Here is a 16,351-nt window from a genome sequence, read left to right as displayed (position 1 = left end):
CAATGAAATTTCTGAAAATGATCGGCAATTTTTACAGCCGCAATAAACTTTCCTCCGTCGTATTGCTAATTCTCTTTTGCGCTGCAATGCTGGTCGCAAATTTCGCGATTGGCCGATACCGATACTTTACTTACACGCAAAAGGTTTTTTGCAATTCCGGGTTGGATCACTTTGTTTATTTCATGCCTGCCGGATTTGGACCGGATGCGATTACGTTGCCGCCCGATGAGTACAGCAAAAAAGTAGAGGACTATCACCGGAAGATCAAATCATTCCATGCGGTCCGCTCCATTATTTCAGCCCCGTGGAACGGCAGTTTCACCTTTCAAAATGCAGCCGGAAGCGGTTATACCCTGTATCGTGACGAACTTCTCAAAGCGTTTCCCCTGAGGATCACCTCCGGCAGGAGTTTGGATGCCGACAGCAACAGCGACCCTAATTCCGGCGGCGGAATTGACGCGGTTCTATGCGGCTATCTCTATCACAACATCAAAATCGGCGATACTTTCACTGTTAGACTGCATCCCTATAAAAGTTCCCAATATACCGATGTTAAGATTCATGCGATTGGAAAAATGGATGATCCGGCCTATACCGTTAGCCTGGGATTCGGCGGTACAAAGGTTCAGGCGGACGAATTATTTGACCGGGGATCCGTAGTCATTCTCAGGGAAACACCAAAGCTTCTTGCGTTTTTACAGAAAAACAGCACCCCGCAAATATCTGAGAATTTCTTTATTGATTTGAACCCGGAATCCACACAAAAAGAGAGAAACGACTGTGTCCAATATTTAGATCGGCAAGGAAGGTTTGTTACCTATGACAAAATAAAAACGGATACGGAAAAGGCTGTGTCCAGAACATTGAAGCAAGAACTGCCGATGCCGTTTTTCTTTCTTTTTGTTTCTACCATCTCTCTGATCAGCATCTCCATTTTGTTTATTTATAAAAATCTTCGGCAGAACAGTATCTACTATTTATGCGGCTGCAGCCGCAAGAAATGTTTTGGTTATATGGCCGCCGGGATTGGCCTGATCAGTGTTGCAGCCGGAGGCGTCAATATCATTCTCATGAAGAATATAGGCTTCCTGGTATGGAACGGATTCCTTTCGGTTGACCCAATGATTGTTGACCAGAAGAGTATTTTATTGATCGTGCTTTATGAACTGCTTGTTTTGTTCTTGTCGATCGGGATTCCATATACGGTTTATCGAAGATTTACTCCCATAGAAACTTACAGGAGGGCGCAGCAATGATTCGAGTATCCCATTTATTCAAATCTTATGGAACCGGGGAAAATAAATTTCAAGCGCTTGCGGATGTGAATCTGGATATTCCGGACGGGAGCTTTGTCGCCGTCCAAGGAAAATCCGGCGCTGGAAAATCCACATTATTACATATCCTTGGATGTCTGGATGATTTCGAGAAAGGTGAATATTTTTTAGATGATGTAAATGTTAAAAATTTAAAAGACGGCAAACTTGCGAAGCTAAGGAATCAAAAATTAGGTTTTGTTCTACAGGATTTTTCTCTGATCAACCACAAATCGGTATTGTTTAACGCAATGCTCCCGATGTTTTTTAATACAACGCCGCTGAAAGAGATGAAGCAAAAGGCACGGAATGCTTTGAAAACCGTCGGGTTAGCAGAACAGGAAAATAAAACGGCCAGTCAGTTGTCCGGCGGCCAGCGGCAGCGGGTCGCGATTGCCCGTGCAATCGCAGGCAATCCCTCCATTCTTTTGGCGGACGAGCCCACCGGGGCGCTGGATACCGGAACCTCCAAACAGATTATGGAGTTGTTTAGCAAACTGAACCGTCAGGGGTTAACGGTTATAGTCGTCACACATGACGATACCGTAGCCGGCTGCTGCAACCGAAAAATTATAATTCAGGACGGGAAAATCATCCGGGATTCTCCGAATGGAGAAGGGTAAAGAGGGTTTGACCCGCGAAGAGGGGTGCCGGCGGCGGTTGAGCCGCCGGGCATGCTTTTTATCGTTCGCCCTCAGAAGCACTCTTTTTGAAAGTTTCTAAAAAGCCTTTAAAAATATTCAAAAAAAGTGTAACAAAACGGCTTCTCAGGTGTTATGTAAGTAGAAAAAAAAATTTACAGGCTTTCATTCCATTGATTTCCATGCTGCGCAGCATCCGAAATAAATTTGTTTTAGGAAGAGGATGACGCCGATGGGCCGTTCAGAGGGGGAACTCTGTTCCCCTGGCAGCGAACCTTTTTGTACGTCCATAGGCCAAAATAAAAAGGAGGAACTGTAAAATGTTAAAGACTTGGAAAAAAGCAGTCAGCCTGGTTCTGGTTTTCGCAATGTCCATGATGGTGTGCGTACCCGCGTTCGCGGATACTATTGTTAATAGAAATGATAATATTGCTTACAGTGTTGGAATTAGTAAATCCAGCGGAAGAATTAATTTTACAGGAGGTGTTAAAAAAAGTAGTGCTACAGAAGCATTTGCTAGGATCCGTGGATTTTTAAATGGGTCTGAAATATTGGAACAAGGCCAATTGCTACAAATGACGCATATGTGCATGATTATGTATCCGCTGAAGAAGGCTACTATGAATATGAATTCTATGGTTATGTAAATTATGGACCTAATGATGCTTATCAGGATTATTGTTTACTTAACGGCCATTTAAGCAATGTGTCAACTACCCTTACAAATGCCTTGAAAGCCACCAAAGTAAATTCTTATATAAACCGATTAGGAAATAGCATCATTAAAAGTTTTGGTTATGATGCAAACAAATTTTATCAAATCAACATTTCGGATACAAACATTCCATCACAATTAATTAATTATTATTACAAAGATTTAGTCATTGGATTAGGTTCAAGCAAGCCTGTTATTTTTACTGACGGTAATGAGTATTTAATTGCTTTTCAAGATAAAAGCGGTGTAAATATTGTGAAAGATATCACAATTCCTACCGCAGGTGACATGAGAATTATGAATAAATCGAAAAAATCCGTGAAAGCGTCTTTTAAGTAAGAATTTTAACGTAAGGAGCAAGCTTTTTGAAGCTTGCTCCTCTAGATAGGGGTAGCAATGATGAAAAAAAAGTTTCTAGCGTTTATGGCAGGTCTATTGATCTTGTTCTTGGCGGCTTTTGTGGGATTCACCAAGTTCTCTGCATCTCCAACAGGGTGTTCTAATACAAACAGTTTTTCTCTCGGAACCGGCTCAGCATCCAAAACACAGCCTTTAGGAGTAACAGATCTGCCCGTTTCCAAATTGACCGGCAAGGCAGAGCAAATCTTAAAAACAAAAAATTTATCCTACGACGAGGGGTATCTGTTTACAGAAGATGGAGATTTATGCGAAGTAACCGGAGCTGCTCCCCTGACGGACTTAGACGAAATTCATCAATATTATCCGAAGTGGACGATCCCAAAAACGTTTAAAGGCTATCAATTTCATGATTTTATTGTTGGTATGAATACTCTTAACCCGATTTATCAATCCGTCGAAGACCCAAACGAAAATCCGGGAAAAGTCTTTCAAAGAGATATCTCCTTTTCTCATGCGGGATATGCGGCAATTCGATATGTAAAAGGGGAAAACCTGCTTACAATTACGATTACGGATTCTAATAAGACACCCGCTCCTTGTACCGATGAGCAGTTAAAACAAACCGGACGCTTCGCAGAGTATACCATTTTGAACGGACTTCCCGGCTTGGATCATTATTGCTATGGGTATCGTTTCAATACGGAAGACAACAAATATACGGTGGAAGTTTCTTCGGCACAAATTCATCAGGATGCTTCGGAAACTGAAATGAGTTCAGAAGAGTTGAAAAACTATAATACGGTTGAGGGTATGCGGGAATTAATGGATGAACTTAACTTAAAGGAAAATTTGCATACGTTCACAGAAGAAATATGAGGTTGAATTATCTTTGATAAGGAGTGACTCTATGAAAAAGTGGTTTCATTTTGGTACATTCAGCAATCGGTCCCTCGTTCAAAATCTGTTCTGGTGGTCGTTTGTTACCTGGCTGCTATTTTTGGCTAACTTTATTTTAGACAGAATCCACTTATCGATGGTCCCTTGTCCGGCGGAGAATGTTTTTTGGATTCTCCGGTTTCAACAAGTCGAACGCTATCTCTATCTGTTCATAATTCCAGTTATGCTCCGTCTTGGATGTGAAATCATTTACAAAATTATCGAACACACAAGCCCAAAAGACAAATAACCACACGGATAGAAAGGGATATGGTTTTTCCAGTTACTCCTTCGAGGTTTTCAGCGTCGGAAATCTTTTCTGGCGCTGAAGCCTTTTTATACATTTGTAAAAAACATTAAAAGCATTCGTCTGGTTCTGGTTTTCGCCCTGTCCATGATGGTGTGCGTGCCCGCGTTCGCGGCGGAGAGTTCCAATAATGACACCGAAAAATTCAATGTCAACATATATTCCGAAGAATATCCTAACGCCTATATTGAACAGTCATTTTCTCCAGCTAAAAACATTCTGAATGGTTCGAATTCCTCAAAGGTCCTAGTTGGAACTGTAAACGCTACTGTCTACGTCGAAGAAAAGTATGATACCGTTAATGGCAAAAAAATCTGCACGAGCAGTAAACTGCTTTCTAAAAGTGAAGTTAACCAAATTGGGAAAGATAAGTTTAACGACATATCCACAAATGATGTTATTGAACCAAGCGACTCGGATTCAAAAGGAAGACTTCATCTTTTTTTTGAACTATACCGCAATTGGGACACTGATTATGCAATTGAATATCAGCCAAGCTGTACTGCAACGTGGACATGGCCAGATTTAACGACTGGCAAAAACACGCCAGCTGCCGGCGATGATTTTCTAGGATTTGTTTGGGGCGGCAACTACGATTACAATTTAGAAAGTATTACTGCTGTTGATGATTCTGGGAACAAAAGAGATACCTATTCTGCTGATTCACAGCCTAATAAAGGCCATGTATGGGGATTCTTAGAAGGTCCTGAATATTATGGTGATCGCAGTTATACAAAATCTATTGGTGCCGGTTTGACTATGTTTAAAAACAAACTAACTGGTGGAGGAAATACAACAAGTTTTGTTTGTAAATATATTCACACCTATCAAGAAGAAACAGGTAGTATTAACATATCGACAAGTGGAGTCGGTTTTTCGCTCTCAGGTACATCAAAGCAATGGAGTCTTATTACTAGGATATCATCAAGGCCATATTAAAATACGTTTGAACAGCGTAATCCTCATTGCGAGGATTACGCTGTGATATTGGAGATTCAATATGAAAATTCGATCTATTGGAAAAGTGCATTGCATAATTATAATAATTTTGGCAGCTCTAATCCTGTGCATGGCGGGCTGGGCGGTCCGGCAAGCCGATGTCACGCCGATGCAATGGGTGGAGCGGCACTTTAATAGAGAAAACTCTTCATCGGACTCAGAAATTGCTGAAGTGATGAAGGGAAATAAAGCGGTTGTTTTTTATCATTCGTTTGAAGATCCAACAGTAATTCGATGCGCTGTTTTGCAAAAAGACCTGCTGGGGTATCAACTGCTTGGGAATATAGGTGACATTTCGAAGAGCAAAGAGGAAAGTATCAATTCCACGGGCGACATGCTGGGTGGCGCTTTGGGCCGTGGAAAAGCAGGGTTTCTTTATTGGGGCATTCTGTACGACGACTCCATTTTCAGCGTAACCGTTGCAACCCATGCCGCCACTGTCGTCAGTACGGACGGGCTGCGGCTTTGGTATTACATTGGAGCACAATCCTGCGATTACACGAAAGACATCGTCTATACCTATCACACTCCCAGTGAACAATCACCAACTGCTGTCCCCCGCTCAAAAAGTTTGGCCGCGTAAAAATTTTCATAAAAAGTGTAACAAAACGGCTTCTCCGGTGTTATATAGGCAGAGGGTAACTTAAAAAGCCTGCGCCCGCGTCGCACCTCCTTATTTTCAGACTCCGACCTTGGTTTTACGAACGACGGCGACAGAGATACGGTCTTTTCCGCGGAAAAGATTCCGGATAAATGATGATCTTTGGGAGAGAACGCGAATATGGAACATAAAAACTGCATTACGGAATTTCTGAGAAAATACAGCTTTCTGACCCCGATCTGCCTGATCGCGGCGGTCGTCAGCCTGACGGTCGCGATTGTACTCGTATTAAGAGTCGTCGGCATGCCGTCTTTTGTTCTGGGTTTGTATTTCTGTTGATCTGCCTGTCCGGCTGTTCGCCTCATTTCAGGATTTTCCCTTTTTGACGTAGTGTTCACCGCGGACAAGCCGTTATCTTTCTTTTCTGTTACACAGGGAAAAAATTTAAATTGACAACGGCAAAGATTTTCTGTATAATAATAAGCAACAACTTATTACTTTTTAAAAAGTTGCCTGTAAATTCCTGTAAATCAGCCGCAGCGGTCTGTCCTCCTATCCTTTGAAGTGATGAAAACAGCCGATTGCGCTTTCACCACCAACCTGCAACTTATAAAAAATGTGTCGCATTTTGAAAGGAGCGTATCCGAATGATGAAGGTATGTATCTCCGGACTGGGGCGTGCCGGAAGCCAGATCGCAAAATATCTGCTAGCCTGTGACCGCGTGGATCTTGTGTCCGGCATTTGCAGCCCGACCAGCACGAAGGCCGGCCGGGACCTGGGCGAGATCATCGGCTGCCGCGCCGCCGGGGTTCCCGTTTATCCGTCCGACCGGATTGAGTCCTGTATTTTTAATACCAGGCCGGATCTGATTTTGGATTTCTCCAATGCGGCTGCCGCTCTGAAAAACGCGGAAACCTTTTTTTCGCTGAATGTGCGAGTCGTGATGGGCACCACGGGTTTTTCCAAGGCGGAGGAGGCGGAGCTGTACGCGCTCGCCGACCGGTTCGGCGCGGGGCTGATTTACGCGCCGAACATCACCCGCGGGGTCAGCACCATGATGCTGCTGACCGAACTCGCCTCCCGGATTTTAACCGGCTACGACGTCGAGATCATCGAGATGCACCACAAGCGCAAGGTGGATATTCCGTCGGGGACCGCTTCCAAACTTGCCGACCGGCTGCGGGAATCCCTGCCGGTCGGGGAACGGCACGATGTGCCCGTTTCCTCCGTGCGGGCCGGCGGCATCGTGGGCTGCCATAAGGTCATGCTGGTCGGTGAAAATGATATGATCGAAATTTCTCACCAGAGCTTTTCGCGGAACGCGTTCGCGGAAGGCGCTTTGTTCGCCGCGGAGTTCATTCAGGACAAAACCGGCATCTTTGAAATGAAGGACGCCATGAATCTGGACGGAATCTTAATGGATTACCTGAACCAAAGCTCAGACAACCCGCCGCGCCGCTTCGCCTTGGTGTAAACGCCCCTGGGAAAGGATCTTTCCGCCATGAACCCCGTCGAGCTGCGCCGCAAGATCGGCTACGTCATCCAGCAGATCGGGCTGTTCCCGAACGTGACGGTCATGGAAAACATCGAGGCCGTGCCAAGGCTTTTAAAGTGGCCGCGGGGAGAAAAGCCGCGGCCGCGCGCTGGAGCTGATGGAAATACCCGGAGCTAAGGGAGGTCCTGAACAAGCTCGGCGGGAAGATCGACGAAGACACCATGCAGGAGTTGAACAAGAAAGTGGATCAGGACGGCTGGGAAATCGAAACGGTTGCAACAGACTTTCTGAAAGAAAAAGGCCTGATTACATAATTCACTCCCAGCCAGCGCGCCCGTGCATCGGGCGCGCCGGTTTTAGATAGGCCCGCTCCACATTCCATCGGGCGCGGCTGAAACCGCGGCCTCTCTTCATTCATTGGCTGATTTTTAATGACACATCGGAGGAAAGGAGATGCAAGCCGTGAAAAACGACAAAAAAATCAAAGTAGGAATCGGATTTGCGACTGGACGGAAAAGCTTTCAGAAGGTTTTGAAAACCTATGTCTACAACTGGAAGGAGTACGGCCTGACGGAAAACGAGGACGTCAGTCTGAATCTTTTGGTGGCGTACGACCTGAAATATTCGAACGCGAAGCCGATTCATTTCACCGGCATCCATAAGGATCTTTTAAACCTGATCGACGAGGCCCATTTTATCGGCCGCGGCGCCCTGCGTAAGGAAATCGCCGCCCTTGTGGAGCAGAACGTCCTCAGTCAAAAGGAGGCGGACCTGTTTTTCGGCAGCGGCTATGCCGCAAAGAGAAACGCCATTCTTTATAAGGCGGTCAAATCCGGAATCGATTACCTCGTCTTTCTGGACGACGACGAATATCCCTTCGCCGTTACCAATACGCACAAGAGCGCCGTCTGGGGCGGTCAGGCGGTTTTAACCACGCACCTGGATTACATCCGCCGGGCCGACATCACCAACGGATACCACTGCGGATACATCTCCCCCATTCCGTACATCCGGTTCAACAAAATCCTGACGGAAAGCGACTTCCGAGTTTTCATCGAAGCGATCAGCAACGATGTTTTGAACTGGGATAGCCTCCGCGCCGTCATGAACAACGGCGGCGTCACCTATGCCGATCCGTCGGTTCTGGTGAACCGCACCGTGGAAGAGGTTCCGGAAATCAACCGCGCCAAATTTATCACCGGCGCCAACCTCTGTCTCAATCTGACAAGGCCGGAGCGCGTTTTCCCCTTTTACAATCCGCCCGGGGCCCGGGGCGAGGATACGTTTTTAAGCACCTGTCTGAGCGACCGGAAAGTCCTGCGAGTCCCGTGCTACGCGTTCCACGACGGATTCTCCACTTATCAGCACCTGATGGACGGGGTTCTGCCGAACAAATTGAAGCGCATTGAGGCCGATTCGGAACCGGTTGTCTCCAGATTTTACGCCGCCTGTCTGGGCTGGGTGCGTTACAAGCCGCTTTTCGTTTATATCACGCAAAGGGACCAATACGATCAGATCATGCGCGAAACGCAGGAAAAGCTTTCCCGCACGCTACCCAAAATCTGCGCCTATTTTCAAAACAACAGCTTTATGAAAATATCATCCGAGCTGAACAGCTACCGGAAAAACGTCGAAAAGCATTACGCGCAGTTCCTTGAAATGCAGCGGATCTGGGCAAAGCTGCGCGCCTACCTGAAGGAGCCGCCCGCCCGTCGCTGTTTTAAGGTGTCTCCTCTTGCGGCGGCATCGCCGGAATGCTATCCTGAGAAAAAATCCGTTCATCGGATTGAAAGAACGGGAGCGGTACGTTGAAAATTGCGGTGATTCACGGCAGTCCGCGCAGGGGGAACACCCTCCGGGCCGCCGAACTGTTTCTTGAGGCCCTCAAAAAGCGCGGGGAAGTCGAAGCGGATGAATTCTTTCTTCCGAGGGACCTTCCGGAGTTTTGCAAGGGCTGCGCCGCCTGCGTGACGCGCGGCGAGGAATTCTGCCCGCACCGGCAATATTCGGGCCCGATTCTCGACTCCATGCTGAAAGCGGACGCGCTCCTTCTGACGACGCCCGTCTATGTGATGTCGGCCTCCGGCGGCATGAAGAACTTTCTGGACCATTACCCGTTTCTTTTTATCAATCATCGGCCCAGGCCGGAGTTTTTCCGGAAAAAGGCGTTTGTTCTTTCGACCGCGGCGGGCGGCGGGATCAAATCCGCTATGAAGCCGATTGCAACCTGTATAAAATATTGGGGAATCAACCGAGTGTATCAAAAGGGCTTCCGCATTTTCGCACTGGACTGGGATTCCATGCCCCCGGAAAAACAGAAAAAATACGAGGCAGAAATCGACCGGTGCGCCGAAAAATTTTGGCGCGCCGTCTCAAAGCAAGACAGCGCGCCCACGTTGTTCGTCCGGTTTTATTTTGCTCTGTGCCGCTGGATGGTGAAAAATTTCAGGAATTCTACCCCTGACTACCGGTACTGGCAAACCCAAGGCTGGCTCGACGGCAAACCGCCGTTCGTTTTCAAACGGGACTAGGCACGCCCTTGCAGCCGCTTGTAGATCTGCGCGCAGGAGGCGATCATCAGCGCGCCGCCCGCGAAGCGAAAGGCTGCGGACATCGCGGCTTCCGCGAAAAAAAGAGATGGAATTCCTCCTTCCATTCTGAAAACACCGGAGACGGAAATTGGAAAAAAGACCGAAAGCACCGTATACGCCCCAACCGCAGCCCACAGGACGGCGAAGGGCTTCCCCCTCTCTTCCCGGTGTTTTCCGGAAAGAAGCAGCAGCATAAAGACGCCGGGGTTCAGCACCGTCTCCACTGCCAGCAGCCAGAAAACTCCAAACAGGACAAGCCGTTGTTCTTCCGCCGCGAACGCCCCGAAAAGCTTCGCGGCAAAACCGCCGCAGAGCACGCTTGCGAAGATCAGCAGGACTCCCGCCGCCATTCCCAGAACATAGGGAGCCCCCTCGGTTTCTCTTTGCCTGTATTCCATGCTCTTCCTCCTGTCGGAAAGGATCGCGGGTCAATATCCGTGTTTTTTCAGTCTGGCAAGGTAGACCGCGCAGGCGGCGGTCATCAGCGCGCCGCCCGCAAAGCGCAGAAGCACGGCCGCCCGATAGGATCCATACACCGGAGCGGACCGGCCCGGCACAAAGAACCACGTCAGGCTCCCGTCGTGGATCAGTACGGAAAGCATAAAGAATCCGCCCGCAGCCGCCCAGAATTCCGCGACGGTTCTTCCCCGCTTTTCCCACCGCCTGCCCAAAAACAGAATCAGCATAAAAATGCCGGGGTTCAGCAAACATTCGGCTGCCAAACCCCGGTACCATGACGCGGCGTTTTCCGGGGAAACCGAAAGCATCCCCAAAAAGTACGAGGCGACAGGGACCACGCAAGCGGCGGACAGAAGGAAAAGAAGGCAGGACGCCATGCCGAGCGCAAACGGCGCGCCTTTGGTTTTGCGGTATTCCTGTTCCACGTTGTCCTTCCTCACTTTCCTCCACCGCAGGAAAAAGTTCTTATGTATTTGAGTCCGACGGAGGAGTTTCGCCGTTTTGCGGCTCGGACTCCGGTTTGTCGAAAACCGGCGGCTCGTGCAGGCGTCTCCAAAACACGACGCAAGAAGCGATGATCAGTCCGCAGCCAATCAGGGAAAGCGCGTTCTCAATCCAGTATCCGCCCGGCATCACCGCGTCGACCGCCGCGGTGATCTGCTGCTGCAGTTCGCCGCCTTTCAGCATTGAAAACAGACCGGATAAAATATAGAGCCCCGCAATGACAATCCACACAATGGCGAACGCGCTGCCGCGTTTTTCCTTGTTTTTGCCCAGGATCAGCAGCAACAGGAATATGCCCGGCACGATAAGAAACGAAATAATCGTACCGATGAGTCCGGCGCCCGAGATTCCGCTTGACGCCGCGGAAGACTTCAGCCCCATGGAAGACAGGGTCACGTCTGTTATAATCGGGCTCAGATTAAAAGAAAGAATGGTCTCCAGCAGTAAAACAACCCCCGCCGCAATGCCAAGCGTGAACGGCAGGCCCTCGGTTTTCCGCAAATTCTTTTTTTCCATATGTTCTTCTCCTTACTCTCGATTTGAAATCATATTCTTTTATATTATACTTTTGAATTTTCATTCTGTCAATTTAGTCCAATTCTTTTTCCGAAAAAACCGGCCTGGGCATTTCCGGGCCGGTTTTTTGCGCGGAAATTGAAAATATTCCATTTTTGTTGAAAGAATCCCTCCGGAATGGTAAACTATATCTATTCGTTCGCGCAGGGAGGCCAGCATGAACCGGATTTTAAAATTATGGCGTTTTCTCACCAGCCCGGAAATGATTCTGTACCTGATTTTCGGCGTTCTCACCACCGTCATCAACATCGTCGTATTTGAGGTCTGTTACAATTCCCTCGGCTGGCAGTGGCAGGCCGCAAACGCGCTCGCCTGGATTCTGGCGGTCGCCTTCGCGTTTCTCACCAATAAGCTGTGGGTGTTCCGCAGCAAAAGCTTTCAGGCAAACGTCTTCTGGCGGGAGCTGCTCAGCTTTCTCGCCGCGCGCCTGCTTTCGCTCGGCGTGGACTACGCCTGCATGTGGCTGTTCATCGACATGCTCGCGTGGAACGGGCTTCTGTCCAAAACTGTCGACAACGTGATCGTCGTCGTCATTAATTACGTCTTAAGCAAACTTGTCATATTCCGCAAAAAATAACGGCGGGCGCAGCCAGCGTCCGTGCGAATCTGGAGGAAAAGCAGCATGCAAGCAACAGAAAAAACCATGGAGAAGATCGTCGCCCTGTGCAAAAACCGCGGTTTCGTGTTCGCCGGTTCCGAAATTTACGGCGGGCTTTCCAACGCGTGGGACTACGGCCCGCTCGGCGTGGAGTTCAAAAACAACGTCAAAGCCGCGTGGAGAAAAAAGTTCGTTCAGGAAAGCCCCTATAACGTCGGGCTTGACTCCGCGATTCTGATGAATCCGGAGGTGTGGGTCGCCTCGGGCCACGTGGGCGGATTCTCCGACCCGCTGATGGACTGCCGCGACTGCAAGACGCGCCACCGCGCCGACAAGCTGATTGAGGATTTCACCGGCGAGAGCGCGGACGGCTGGAGCAACGACAAGATGATGGAGTTTATCCGCGAGCACCACATCAAATGCCCGAACTGCGGCAGCGAAAATTTCACGGACATCCGCCAGTTCAACCTGATGTTCAAGACGTTTCAGGGCGTGACGGAGGGTACGAAAAACGAAATTTATCTTCGCCCCGAAACAGCGCAGGGCATCTTCGTCAACTTTGCGAACGTGCAGCGCACCACCAGAAGAAAAATCCCGTTCGGCATCGCACAGATCGGCAAGAGCTTCCGCAATGAGATTACGCCCGGCAATTTCCTGTTCCGCCTGCGCGAATTCGAGCAGATGGAGCTTGAATTTTTCTGCAAGCCCGATACCGACCTCGACTGGTTCCATTTCTGGAAAGATTTCTGCGAAAAATGGCTGCACGACCTCGGCCTCACGAAAGAGAATCTCCGTCTGCGCGACCACGACAAGGAGGAGCTTTCGTTCTACTCCAAGGCGACGACGGACATCGAATACCTGTTCCCGTTCGGCTGGGGCGAGCTGTGGGGCATTGCCGACCGCACCAATTACGATCTTTCCCGCCATCAGGAGCATTCCGGCAAGAGCCTCGAATTCTTCGACCCGGAAACCAAGGAGCACTACGTCCCCTATGTGATCGAGCCTTCCCTCGGTGCGGACCGCGTCGCGCTCGCGTTCCTCTGCGACGCCTATGACGAGGAAACGCTCGAGGGCGGCGACACCCGCGTCGTGCTGCGCCTGCACCCGGCGCTTGCCCCTTATAAGGCCGCCGTGCTGCCCCTGAGCAAAAAGCTGAACGACCGCGCGCAGGAGGTTTACTCCGTGCTTGCCAAACGCTTTGCGGTGGATTACGACGATGCCGGCTCCATCGGCAAACGCTACCGCCGCCAGGATGAAATCGGCACGCCGTTCTGCATTACCATCGACTTCGACAGTGAAACGGACGGCTGCGTGACCGTGCGCGACCGCGACACCATGAAGCAGGAGCGCATCGCCATCGACAAGCTGACCGGCTACCTGGAAAGCAAAACCGACTTTTAGCCGGCGGAATCGCATAACCGCCTGGAGCTTGCCGGCACGTTCTGCCGGGGCCGCGGCTGCCGCCAGCCCTGCCCGGCCGGAATCCCGATTGGGACGGCCGCCCGGATTTCCCTTTTGCCGACCCGTTCGCCGTCAAAGCAGTACATGACGAACGAGTTTAAAGCGCGGCTGGAACGGATCAACAACTGCACACACTGCAATCACTGCAAAAATCACTGCCCCTACGGTCTGGATACGCCGAACCTGCGCAAATACATGCTGGGTGAATACCATCAGTTTTACGCGGAGCACGCCTGACCGGCCTTCCGCCCAAAACCCGCGCCGAGAGAATTCTCTTCGGCGCGGGTTTTTTCGTCATAACTTCTTTCCGAATCCGAATATAAATAGAATAGGAAGGCCCGCGCGGCAAAAAAACCGAGGCCGCTCGGGGAAATCGGAATCCGTTGGGAAAGCCGGGGAAATGAAATGGACGCGAGATACAGACTGACCGTCAAATTCCTCGTTCTGTTCGCACTGCCGATTTTGTTCCAGTCCCTCGGGCAGTCCGGGCTGCTTCTGTCGCTCTGCAAGCAAATGGGGATTCCGGAGGAAACCGCTTCGCTTGCTAAGGACGGTTTTTCTTTTTTCGGGGTTGTTTTAACCTTTTTTCCGCTGGGCACCTCCTGCATCCGGCAAACCTTTGAGCTTGAAAGCAGAACCGAACAGCAGAATTATCTGATCCGCCAGTCCAAGAATTATCTTCTGGAGGCGTTTAAAGGGATTTTAGGCGAAACAGGGCTGGAATTCAGTTTGAATGTAAGAATCTGCACACCAAAAAAAAATATTTGGAATAGAATAGGATTAGGACGTATAAAAATAAATCGACGGCGTCCTAAATGCTTCGCCATGAAAAACCTGCCCGGTTTGTCGGACGAAGCGGTCAGAGACGGACTTGTCTTTCAGGTGTCCCCCCATCCGCAGGGCGCGGTTGGAACCTGCTACGCGGAGCGGGACTGCGTGGTCTACGAGCCCAACCTGAAAAAATCGTCCTCCGAGAACCTGACGGAGTACCAGCGGGAGCAGACCCAGGACATCGCGTTCTGGATCTGCGTCCCCGTTCATAACAAGAAAGGCGACATCTGCGCCATCATGTCCTATGACAGCAACCGGGAAATCCATATTCCGCCTGAAAAGCTGAGTATCGTTTCAAGGCTTTTGAGAAGATTCAGCATTGATTTCATCAGAAACATGACAAATCTGAACGAGTGAGGTTACTGGTATGCACGAAAGCAAGAAAACAAACATCGACCGCGTGGATTCCTCAAAATCGGAAAACGATTTCAGAGACCGACGCTGCAGGCCGCGCAGGCGGGTTCTCATTCCTGTAAAAAGAACTTATGAGCAGTCCATGGGCCGGGCGCTGGCCGACCTGATGGTTGACCGCGAGCCGGTCAAGATTTTGAATATGCAGACGGGCCGCATTTCGTGTTATTCCTCCGCCGACATGCCCCTCTGCGCGGGGGAAGTCGGTTTAAAACCGGAAAGCGCGGAACCGGCGTCTTCCCTGCGGGACGCTCTGAAAACAGGCGCCAAGTAATCTCCCCCGAAAACAGGCCGCGCCAACAGGAAAACCGTTCGCGCGGCTTCTTTTGCGCCTGTTTCTATGTACATCGGCGGGGCAATGGGGTAAAATAAAGGAAAGCAGCTCCGAAAGGAGAACGGACATGCAGGACGAGCTGCGACCTTCGGTAACCGCTTTCGCATGGCGGGCAATCCCTATGAAACAACAAAATAGAAAATGAGGAAATCAAACGATGCAAAACACTGAAAGCGACCGCTGTGATCAAAACGGATGCTCCGGCCCCGTCCCCGGGAACCCGCTGTGTGAATCCTGCCGACTGTATCTTACAAAAAAATCCGTCGAAAAAAGGAACCTTCCCTTTCCGCTGACCGACGAGGAAGCCGAACTGCTCGGCAAACTTTCCAGCGGCGGCGCGACGCCCGTATCCCGGTTCGTCATGGGCTCCAGCCGGGAGGACGACCTCGAATCCGTCGCGCTCGCGCCGGTCGTCGTCCGCGGGCCGGAGGATGATGTGGAAACCGTCAAAAAGCTGGGAGAAATCATCACCTCGCTTGAGGACCGCGGGCTGATCGCTCTGGATTACGAAAGTCCGGTCCCCGGTTTTGACGATCAGATGGTCCGGGAATCGGCGGCGTTTGCCACGTTCGAAGAAGCGGTCGAAGAAGGCGGGAAAAGGCCCGGATTCCTGTTCGACACCGCGAGGCTGGACTCGGGCAGCATCACCCTGACCGACGACGGCGCGCAGGCGATGCTGGACTATTACCGGGGATAGAGCTTTTCTTTCCCATCAAAATGAAAAATGCGCCATGACGCGGTTGCGATCCCGTTCCTGGCGCATTTTATACAGTCTTTTTCAGCCCGGACTCATCGGTTATCCCTGTTTTTCGAGAATCTCCCGCTGAGCCTTCTTCGTCAGTTTTTCAAACACCAGCCGGTAGGAACGCCCGCACAGATCCCGCAGGACGTCGTCCGGCACCGTCCCGTCCAGAAAAACGGAAATCCAGTTCTGTTTGTTCATGTAAAAGCCGGGCAGGATATCCGCGTATTCCTTCCTCATCAGCTCCGAAAGCATCGGCTCGCATTTCAGCGTTACAAGCTCGTGCCCGCCGTAAATTCCGTACTTTTGGCCCGGCTCGCAGGTCGCGGCAAACATCTTTCCGTCCACCAGATAGCGGTGCCACTCCCATTCCTCTTTGTAATCCTTTTCCGCCCCGGGATTGCGGAGCAGCGTCTCATCCAGCCAGTCGTAGCGATTCATTTCTTTTCTCCCCTTGTCCGTCCTTTTCTTTGGGT

At 50.1% G+C, this 16,351-nt stretch carries 23 protein-coding genes; 19 read left to right on the top strand and 4 right to left on the bottom strand.

Annotation, left to right across the window (positions count from 1 at the left end; genetic code table 11):
- Window positions 1-2: 2 nt before the first annotated feature.
- The 13 genes from CAFE_RS08810 (at window position 3) to CAFE_RS08750 (ending at window position 9,899) form a co-directional block, all read left to right on the top strand.
- Entirely contained in the window at window positions 3-1,256 is a 1,254-nt protein-coding gene (locus tag CAFE_RS08810; protein ID WP_066645736.1) for a hypothetical protein, read from the top strand.
- The gene (locus CAFE_RS08805) at window positions 1,253-1,936 is read left to right on the top strand and encodes an ABC transporter ATP-binding protein (protein WP_066645735.1); all 684 of its coding nucleotides are present in this window, start codon (window positions 1,253-1,255) and stop codon (window positions 1,934-1,936) included. The genes CAFE_RS08810 and CAFE_RS08805 overlap by 4 nt, the downstream gene beginning before the upstream one ends.
- A 338-nt stretch (window positions 1,937-2,274) precedes the next feature.
- A complete protein-coding gene (locus CAFE_RS08800; RefSeq protein WP_156990378.1) occupies window positions 2,275-2,601 on the top strand; it encodes a hypothetical protein in 327 nt (108 codons plus the stop codon).
- Window positions 2,541-3,008 carry a hypothetical protein gene (locus tag CAFE_RS08795; protein WP_156990376.1) on the top strand — a complete coding sequence of 156 codons (468 nt, stop codon included), beginning with the start codon at window positions 2,541-2,543 and terminating at the stop codon, window positions 3,006-3,008. The genes CAFE_RS08800 and CAFE_RS08795 overlap by 61 nt, the downstream gene beginning before the upstream one ends.
- A 57-nt stretch (window positions 3,009-3,065) precedes the next feature.
- Window positions 3,066-3,905 (top strand): hypothetical protein, encoded by an 840-nt coding sequence (locus CAFE_RS08790; protein ID WP_139104074.1) that lies wholly within the window; start codon window positions 3,066-3,068, stop codon window positions 3,903-3,905.
- Window positions 3,906-4,371: 466 nt separating this feature from the next.
- Window positions 4,372-5,211: a hypothetical protein gene (locus CAFE_RS08785; RefSeq protein ID WP_156990374.1), complete on the top strand. Its 840-nt coding sequence runs from the start codon at window positions 4,372-4,374 to the stop codon at window positions 5,209-5,211.
- A 61-nt stretch (window positions 5,212-5,272) separates the two neighbouring features.
- Complete coding sequence (locus CAFE_RS08780; protein WP_066645727.1) at window positions 5,273-5,854, top strand: hypothetical protein; 582 nt, start codon at window positions 5,273-5,275, stop codon at window positions 5,852-5,854.
- 198 nt (window positions 5,855-6,052) lie between these two features.
- Window positions 6,053-6,211, top strand: coding sequence for a hypothetical protein (locus tag CAFE_RS08775; protein ID WP_156990373.1), 159 nt, complete (start codon window positions 6,053-6,055; stop codon window positions 6,209-6,211).
- A gap of 308 nt (window positions 6,212-6,519) precedes the next feature.
- Window positions 6,520-7,347, top strand: coding sequence for a 4-hydroxy-tetrahydrodipicolinate reductase (dapB, locus tag CAFE_RS08770; RefSeq protein WP_083210092.1), 828 nt, complete (start codon window positions 6,520-6,522; stop codon window positions 7,345-7,347).
- A 27-nt stretch (window positions 7,348-7,374) separates the two neighbouring features.
- Window positions 7,375-7,545 carry a hypothetical protein gene (locus CAFE_RS08765; protein ID WP_207708881.1) on the top strand — a complete coding sequence of 57 codons (171 nt, stop codon included), beginning with the start codon at window positions 7,375-7,377 and terminating at the stop codon, window positions 7,543-7,545.
- Window positions 7,546-7,589: 44 nt separating this feature from the next.
- Window positions 7,590-7,682, top strand: a complete 93-nt coding sequence (locus tag CAFE_RS08760) for a hypothetical protein (protein ID WP_233452758.1) — start codon at window positions 7,590-7,592, stop codon at window positions 7,680-7,682.
- Window positions 7,683-7,830: 148 nt separating this feature from the next.
- Entirely contained in the window at window positions 7,831-9,180 is a 1,350-nt protein-coding gene (locus CAFE_RS08755; protein WP_175391716.1) for a hypothetical protein, read from the top strand.
- Window positions 9,177-9,899 carry a flavodoxin family protein gene (locus CAFE_RS08750; RefSeq protein WP_066645723.1) on the top strand — a complete coding sequence of 241 codons (723 nt, stop codon included), beginning with the start codon at window positions 9,177-9,179 and terminating at the stop codon, window positions 9,897-9,899. The genes CAFE_RS08755 and CAFE_RS08750 overlap by 4 nt, the downstream gene beginning before the upstream one ends.
- Here the strand turns inward: CAFE_RS08750 and CAFE_RS08745 are convergent.
- Genes CAFE_RS08745 through CAFE_RS08735 form a run of 3 tightly spaced genes read right to left on the bottom strand, consistent with a single transcriptional unit; the run spans window position 9,896 to window position 11,438 of the window.
- Window positions 9,896-10,357 (bottom strand): hypothetical protein, encoded by a 462-nt coding sequence (locus CAFE_RS08745; RefSeq protein ID WP_066645721.1) that lies wholly within the window; start codon window positions 10,355-10,357, stop codon window positions 9,896-9,898. The two genes, CAFE_RS08750 and CAFE_RS08745, sit on opposite strands and share 4 nt — an antisense overlap.
- A 30-nt stretch (window positions 10,358-10,387) precedes the next feature.
- Window positions 10,388-10,858, bottom strand: coding sequence for a hypothetical protein (locus CAFE_RS08740; protein WP_156990371.1), 471 nt, complete (start codon window positions 10,856-10,858; stop codon window positions 10,388-10,390).
- Between the two features lie 25 nt (window positions 10,859-10,883).
- Complete coding sequence (locus CAFE_RS08735) at window positions 10,884-11,438, bottom strand: hypothetical protein (protein WP_156990370.1); 555 nt, start codon at window positions 11,436-11,438, stop codon at window positions 10,884-10,886.
- A 217-nt stretch (window positions 11,439-11,655) separates the two neighbouring features.
- Between CAFE_RS08735 and CAFE_RS08730 the strand changes: the two genes are divergently transcribed.
- The 6 genes from CAFE_RS08730 to CAFE_RS08705 all read left to right on the top strand — a co-directional run bounded on the left by CAFE_RS08730 (window position 11,656) and on the right by CAFE_RS08705 (window position 15,830).
- Window positions 11,656-12,075: a GtrA family protein gene (locus CAFE_RS08730; RefSeq protein WP_066645715.1), complete on the top strand. Its 420-nt coding sequence runs from the start codon at window positions 11,656-11,658 to the stop codon at window positions 12,073-12,075.
- Window positions 12,076-12,120: 45 nt separating this feature from the next.
- Window positions 12,121-13,497, top strand: a complete 1,377-nt coding sequence (locus tag CAFE_RS08725; protein WP_066645710.1) for a glycine--tRNA ligase — start codon at window positions 12,121-12,123, stop codon at window positions 13,495-13,497.
- Window positions 13,498-13,518: 21 nt separating this feature from the next.
- Window positions 13,519-13,794, top strand: coding sequence for a 4Fe-4S dicluster domain-containing protein (locus CAFE_RS08720; RefSeq protein ID WP_156990369.1), 276 nt, complete (start codon window positions 13,519-13,521; stop codon window positions 13,792-13,794).
- Between the two features lie 168 nt (window positions 13,795-13,962).
- Entirely contained in the window at window positions 13,963-14,745 is a 783-nt protein-coding gene (locus CAFE_RS08715) for a hypothetical protein (RefSeq protein ID WP_156990368.1), read from the top strand.
- A gap of 10 nt (window positions 14,746-14,755) precedes the next feature.
- The gene (locus CAFE_RS08710) at window positions 14,756-15,073 is read left to right on the top strand and encodes a hypothetical protein (RefSeq protein ID WP_066645705.1); all 318 of its coding nucleotides are present in this window, start codon (window positions 14,756-14,758) and stop codon (window positions 15,071-15,073) included.
- 217 nt (window positions 15,074-15,290) lie between these two features.
- Complete coding sequence (locus CAFE_RS08705) at window positions 15,291-15,830, top strand: hypothetical protein (RefSeq protein ID WP_156990367.1); 540 nt, start codon at window positions 15,291-15,293, stop codon at window positions 15,828-15,830.
- 99 nt (window positions 15,831-15,929) lie between these two features.
- Here CAFE_RS08705 and CAFE_RS08700 read toward each other — a convergent pair whose 3' ends face one another.
- Window positions 15,930-16,316, bottom strand: coding sequence for an MmcQ/YjbR family DNA-binding protein (locus CAFE_RS08700; RefSeq protein ID WP_066645872.1), 387 nt, complete (start codon window positions 16,314-16,316; stop codon window positions 15,930-15,932).
- Window positions 16,317-16,351 lie beyond the last annotated feature (35 nt).

This window comes from Caproicibacter fermentans, assembly GCF_009746625.1.
GTDB classification, from domain to species: domain Bacteria; phylum Bacillota; class Clostridia; order Oscillospirales; family Acutalibacteraceae; genus Caproicibacter; species Caproicibacter fermentans.
Note: the sequence above shows the minus strand (reverse complement) of the source record. Positions and strands in the feature narration are given on the sequence as shown.

Coding starts and splice junctions, on each gene's coding strand:
- CAFE_RS08725 (WP_066645710.1), top strand. CDS start 12,121: ATGCAAGCAACAGAAAAAACCATGGAGAAGATCGTCGCCCTGTGCAAA.
- CAFE_RS08805 (WP_066645735.1), top strand. CDS start 1,253: ATGATTCGAGTATCCCATTTATTCAAATCTTATGGAACCGGGGAAAAT.
- CAFE_RS08710 (WP_066645705.1), top strand. CDS start 14,756: ATGCACGAAAGCAAGAAAACAAACATCGACCGCGTGGATTCCTCAAAA.
- CAFE_RS08745 (WP_066645721.1), bottom strand. CDS start 10,357: ATGGAATACAGGCAAAGAGAAACCGAGGGGGCTCCCTATGTTCTGGGA.
- CAFE_RS08765 (WP_207708881.1), top strand. CDS start 7,375: ATGAACCCCGTCGAGCTGCGCCGCAAGATCGGCTACGTCATCCAGCAG.
- CAFE_RS08780 (WP_066645727.1), top strand. CDS start 5,273: ATGAAAATTCGATCTATTGGAAAAGTGCATTGCATAATTATAATAATT.
- CAFE_RS08790 (WP_139104074.1), top strand. CDS start 3,066: ATGATGAAAAAAAAGTTTCTAGCGTTTATGGCAGGTCTATTGATCTTG.
- CAFE_RS08810 (WP_066645736.1), top strand. CDS start 3: ATGAAATTTCTGAAAATGATCGGCAATTTTTACAGCCGCAATAAACTT.
- CAFE_RS08760 (WP_233452758.1), top strand. CDS start 7,590: ATGCAGGAGTTGAACAAGAAAGTGGATCAGGACGGCTGGGAAATCGAA.
- CAFE_RS08735 (WP_156990370.1), bottom strand. CDS start 11,438: ATGGAAAAAAAGAATTTGCGGAAAACCGAGGGCCTGCCGTTCACGCTT.
- CAFE_RS08800 (WP_156990378.1), top strand. CDS start 2,275: ATGTTAAAGACTTGGAAAAAAGCAGTCAGCCTGGTTCTGGTTTTCGCA.
- dapB (WP_083210092.1), top strand. CDS start 6,520: ATGATGAAGGTATGTATCTCCGGACTGGGGCGTGCCGGAAGCCAGATC.
- CAFE_RS08775 (WP_156990373.1), top strand. CDS start 6,053: ATGGAACATAAAAACTGCATTACGGAATTTCTGAGAAAATACAGCTTT.
- CAFE_RS08730 (WP_066645715.1), top strand. CDS start 11,656: ATGAACCGGATTTTAAAATTATGGCGTTTTCTCACCAGCCCGGAAATG.
- CAFE_RS08705 (WP_156990367.1), top strand. CDS start 15,291: ATGCAAAACACTGAAAGCGACCGCTGTGATCAAAACGGATGCTCCGGC.
- CAFE_RS08700 (WP_066645872.1), bottom strand. CDS start 16,316: ATGAATCGCTACGACTGGCTGGATGAGACGCTGCTCCGCAATCCCGGG.
- CAFE_RS08715 (WP_156990368.1), top strand. CDS start 13,963: ATGGACGCGAGATACAGACTGACCGTCAAATTCCTCGTTCTGTTCGCA.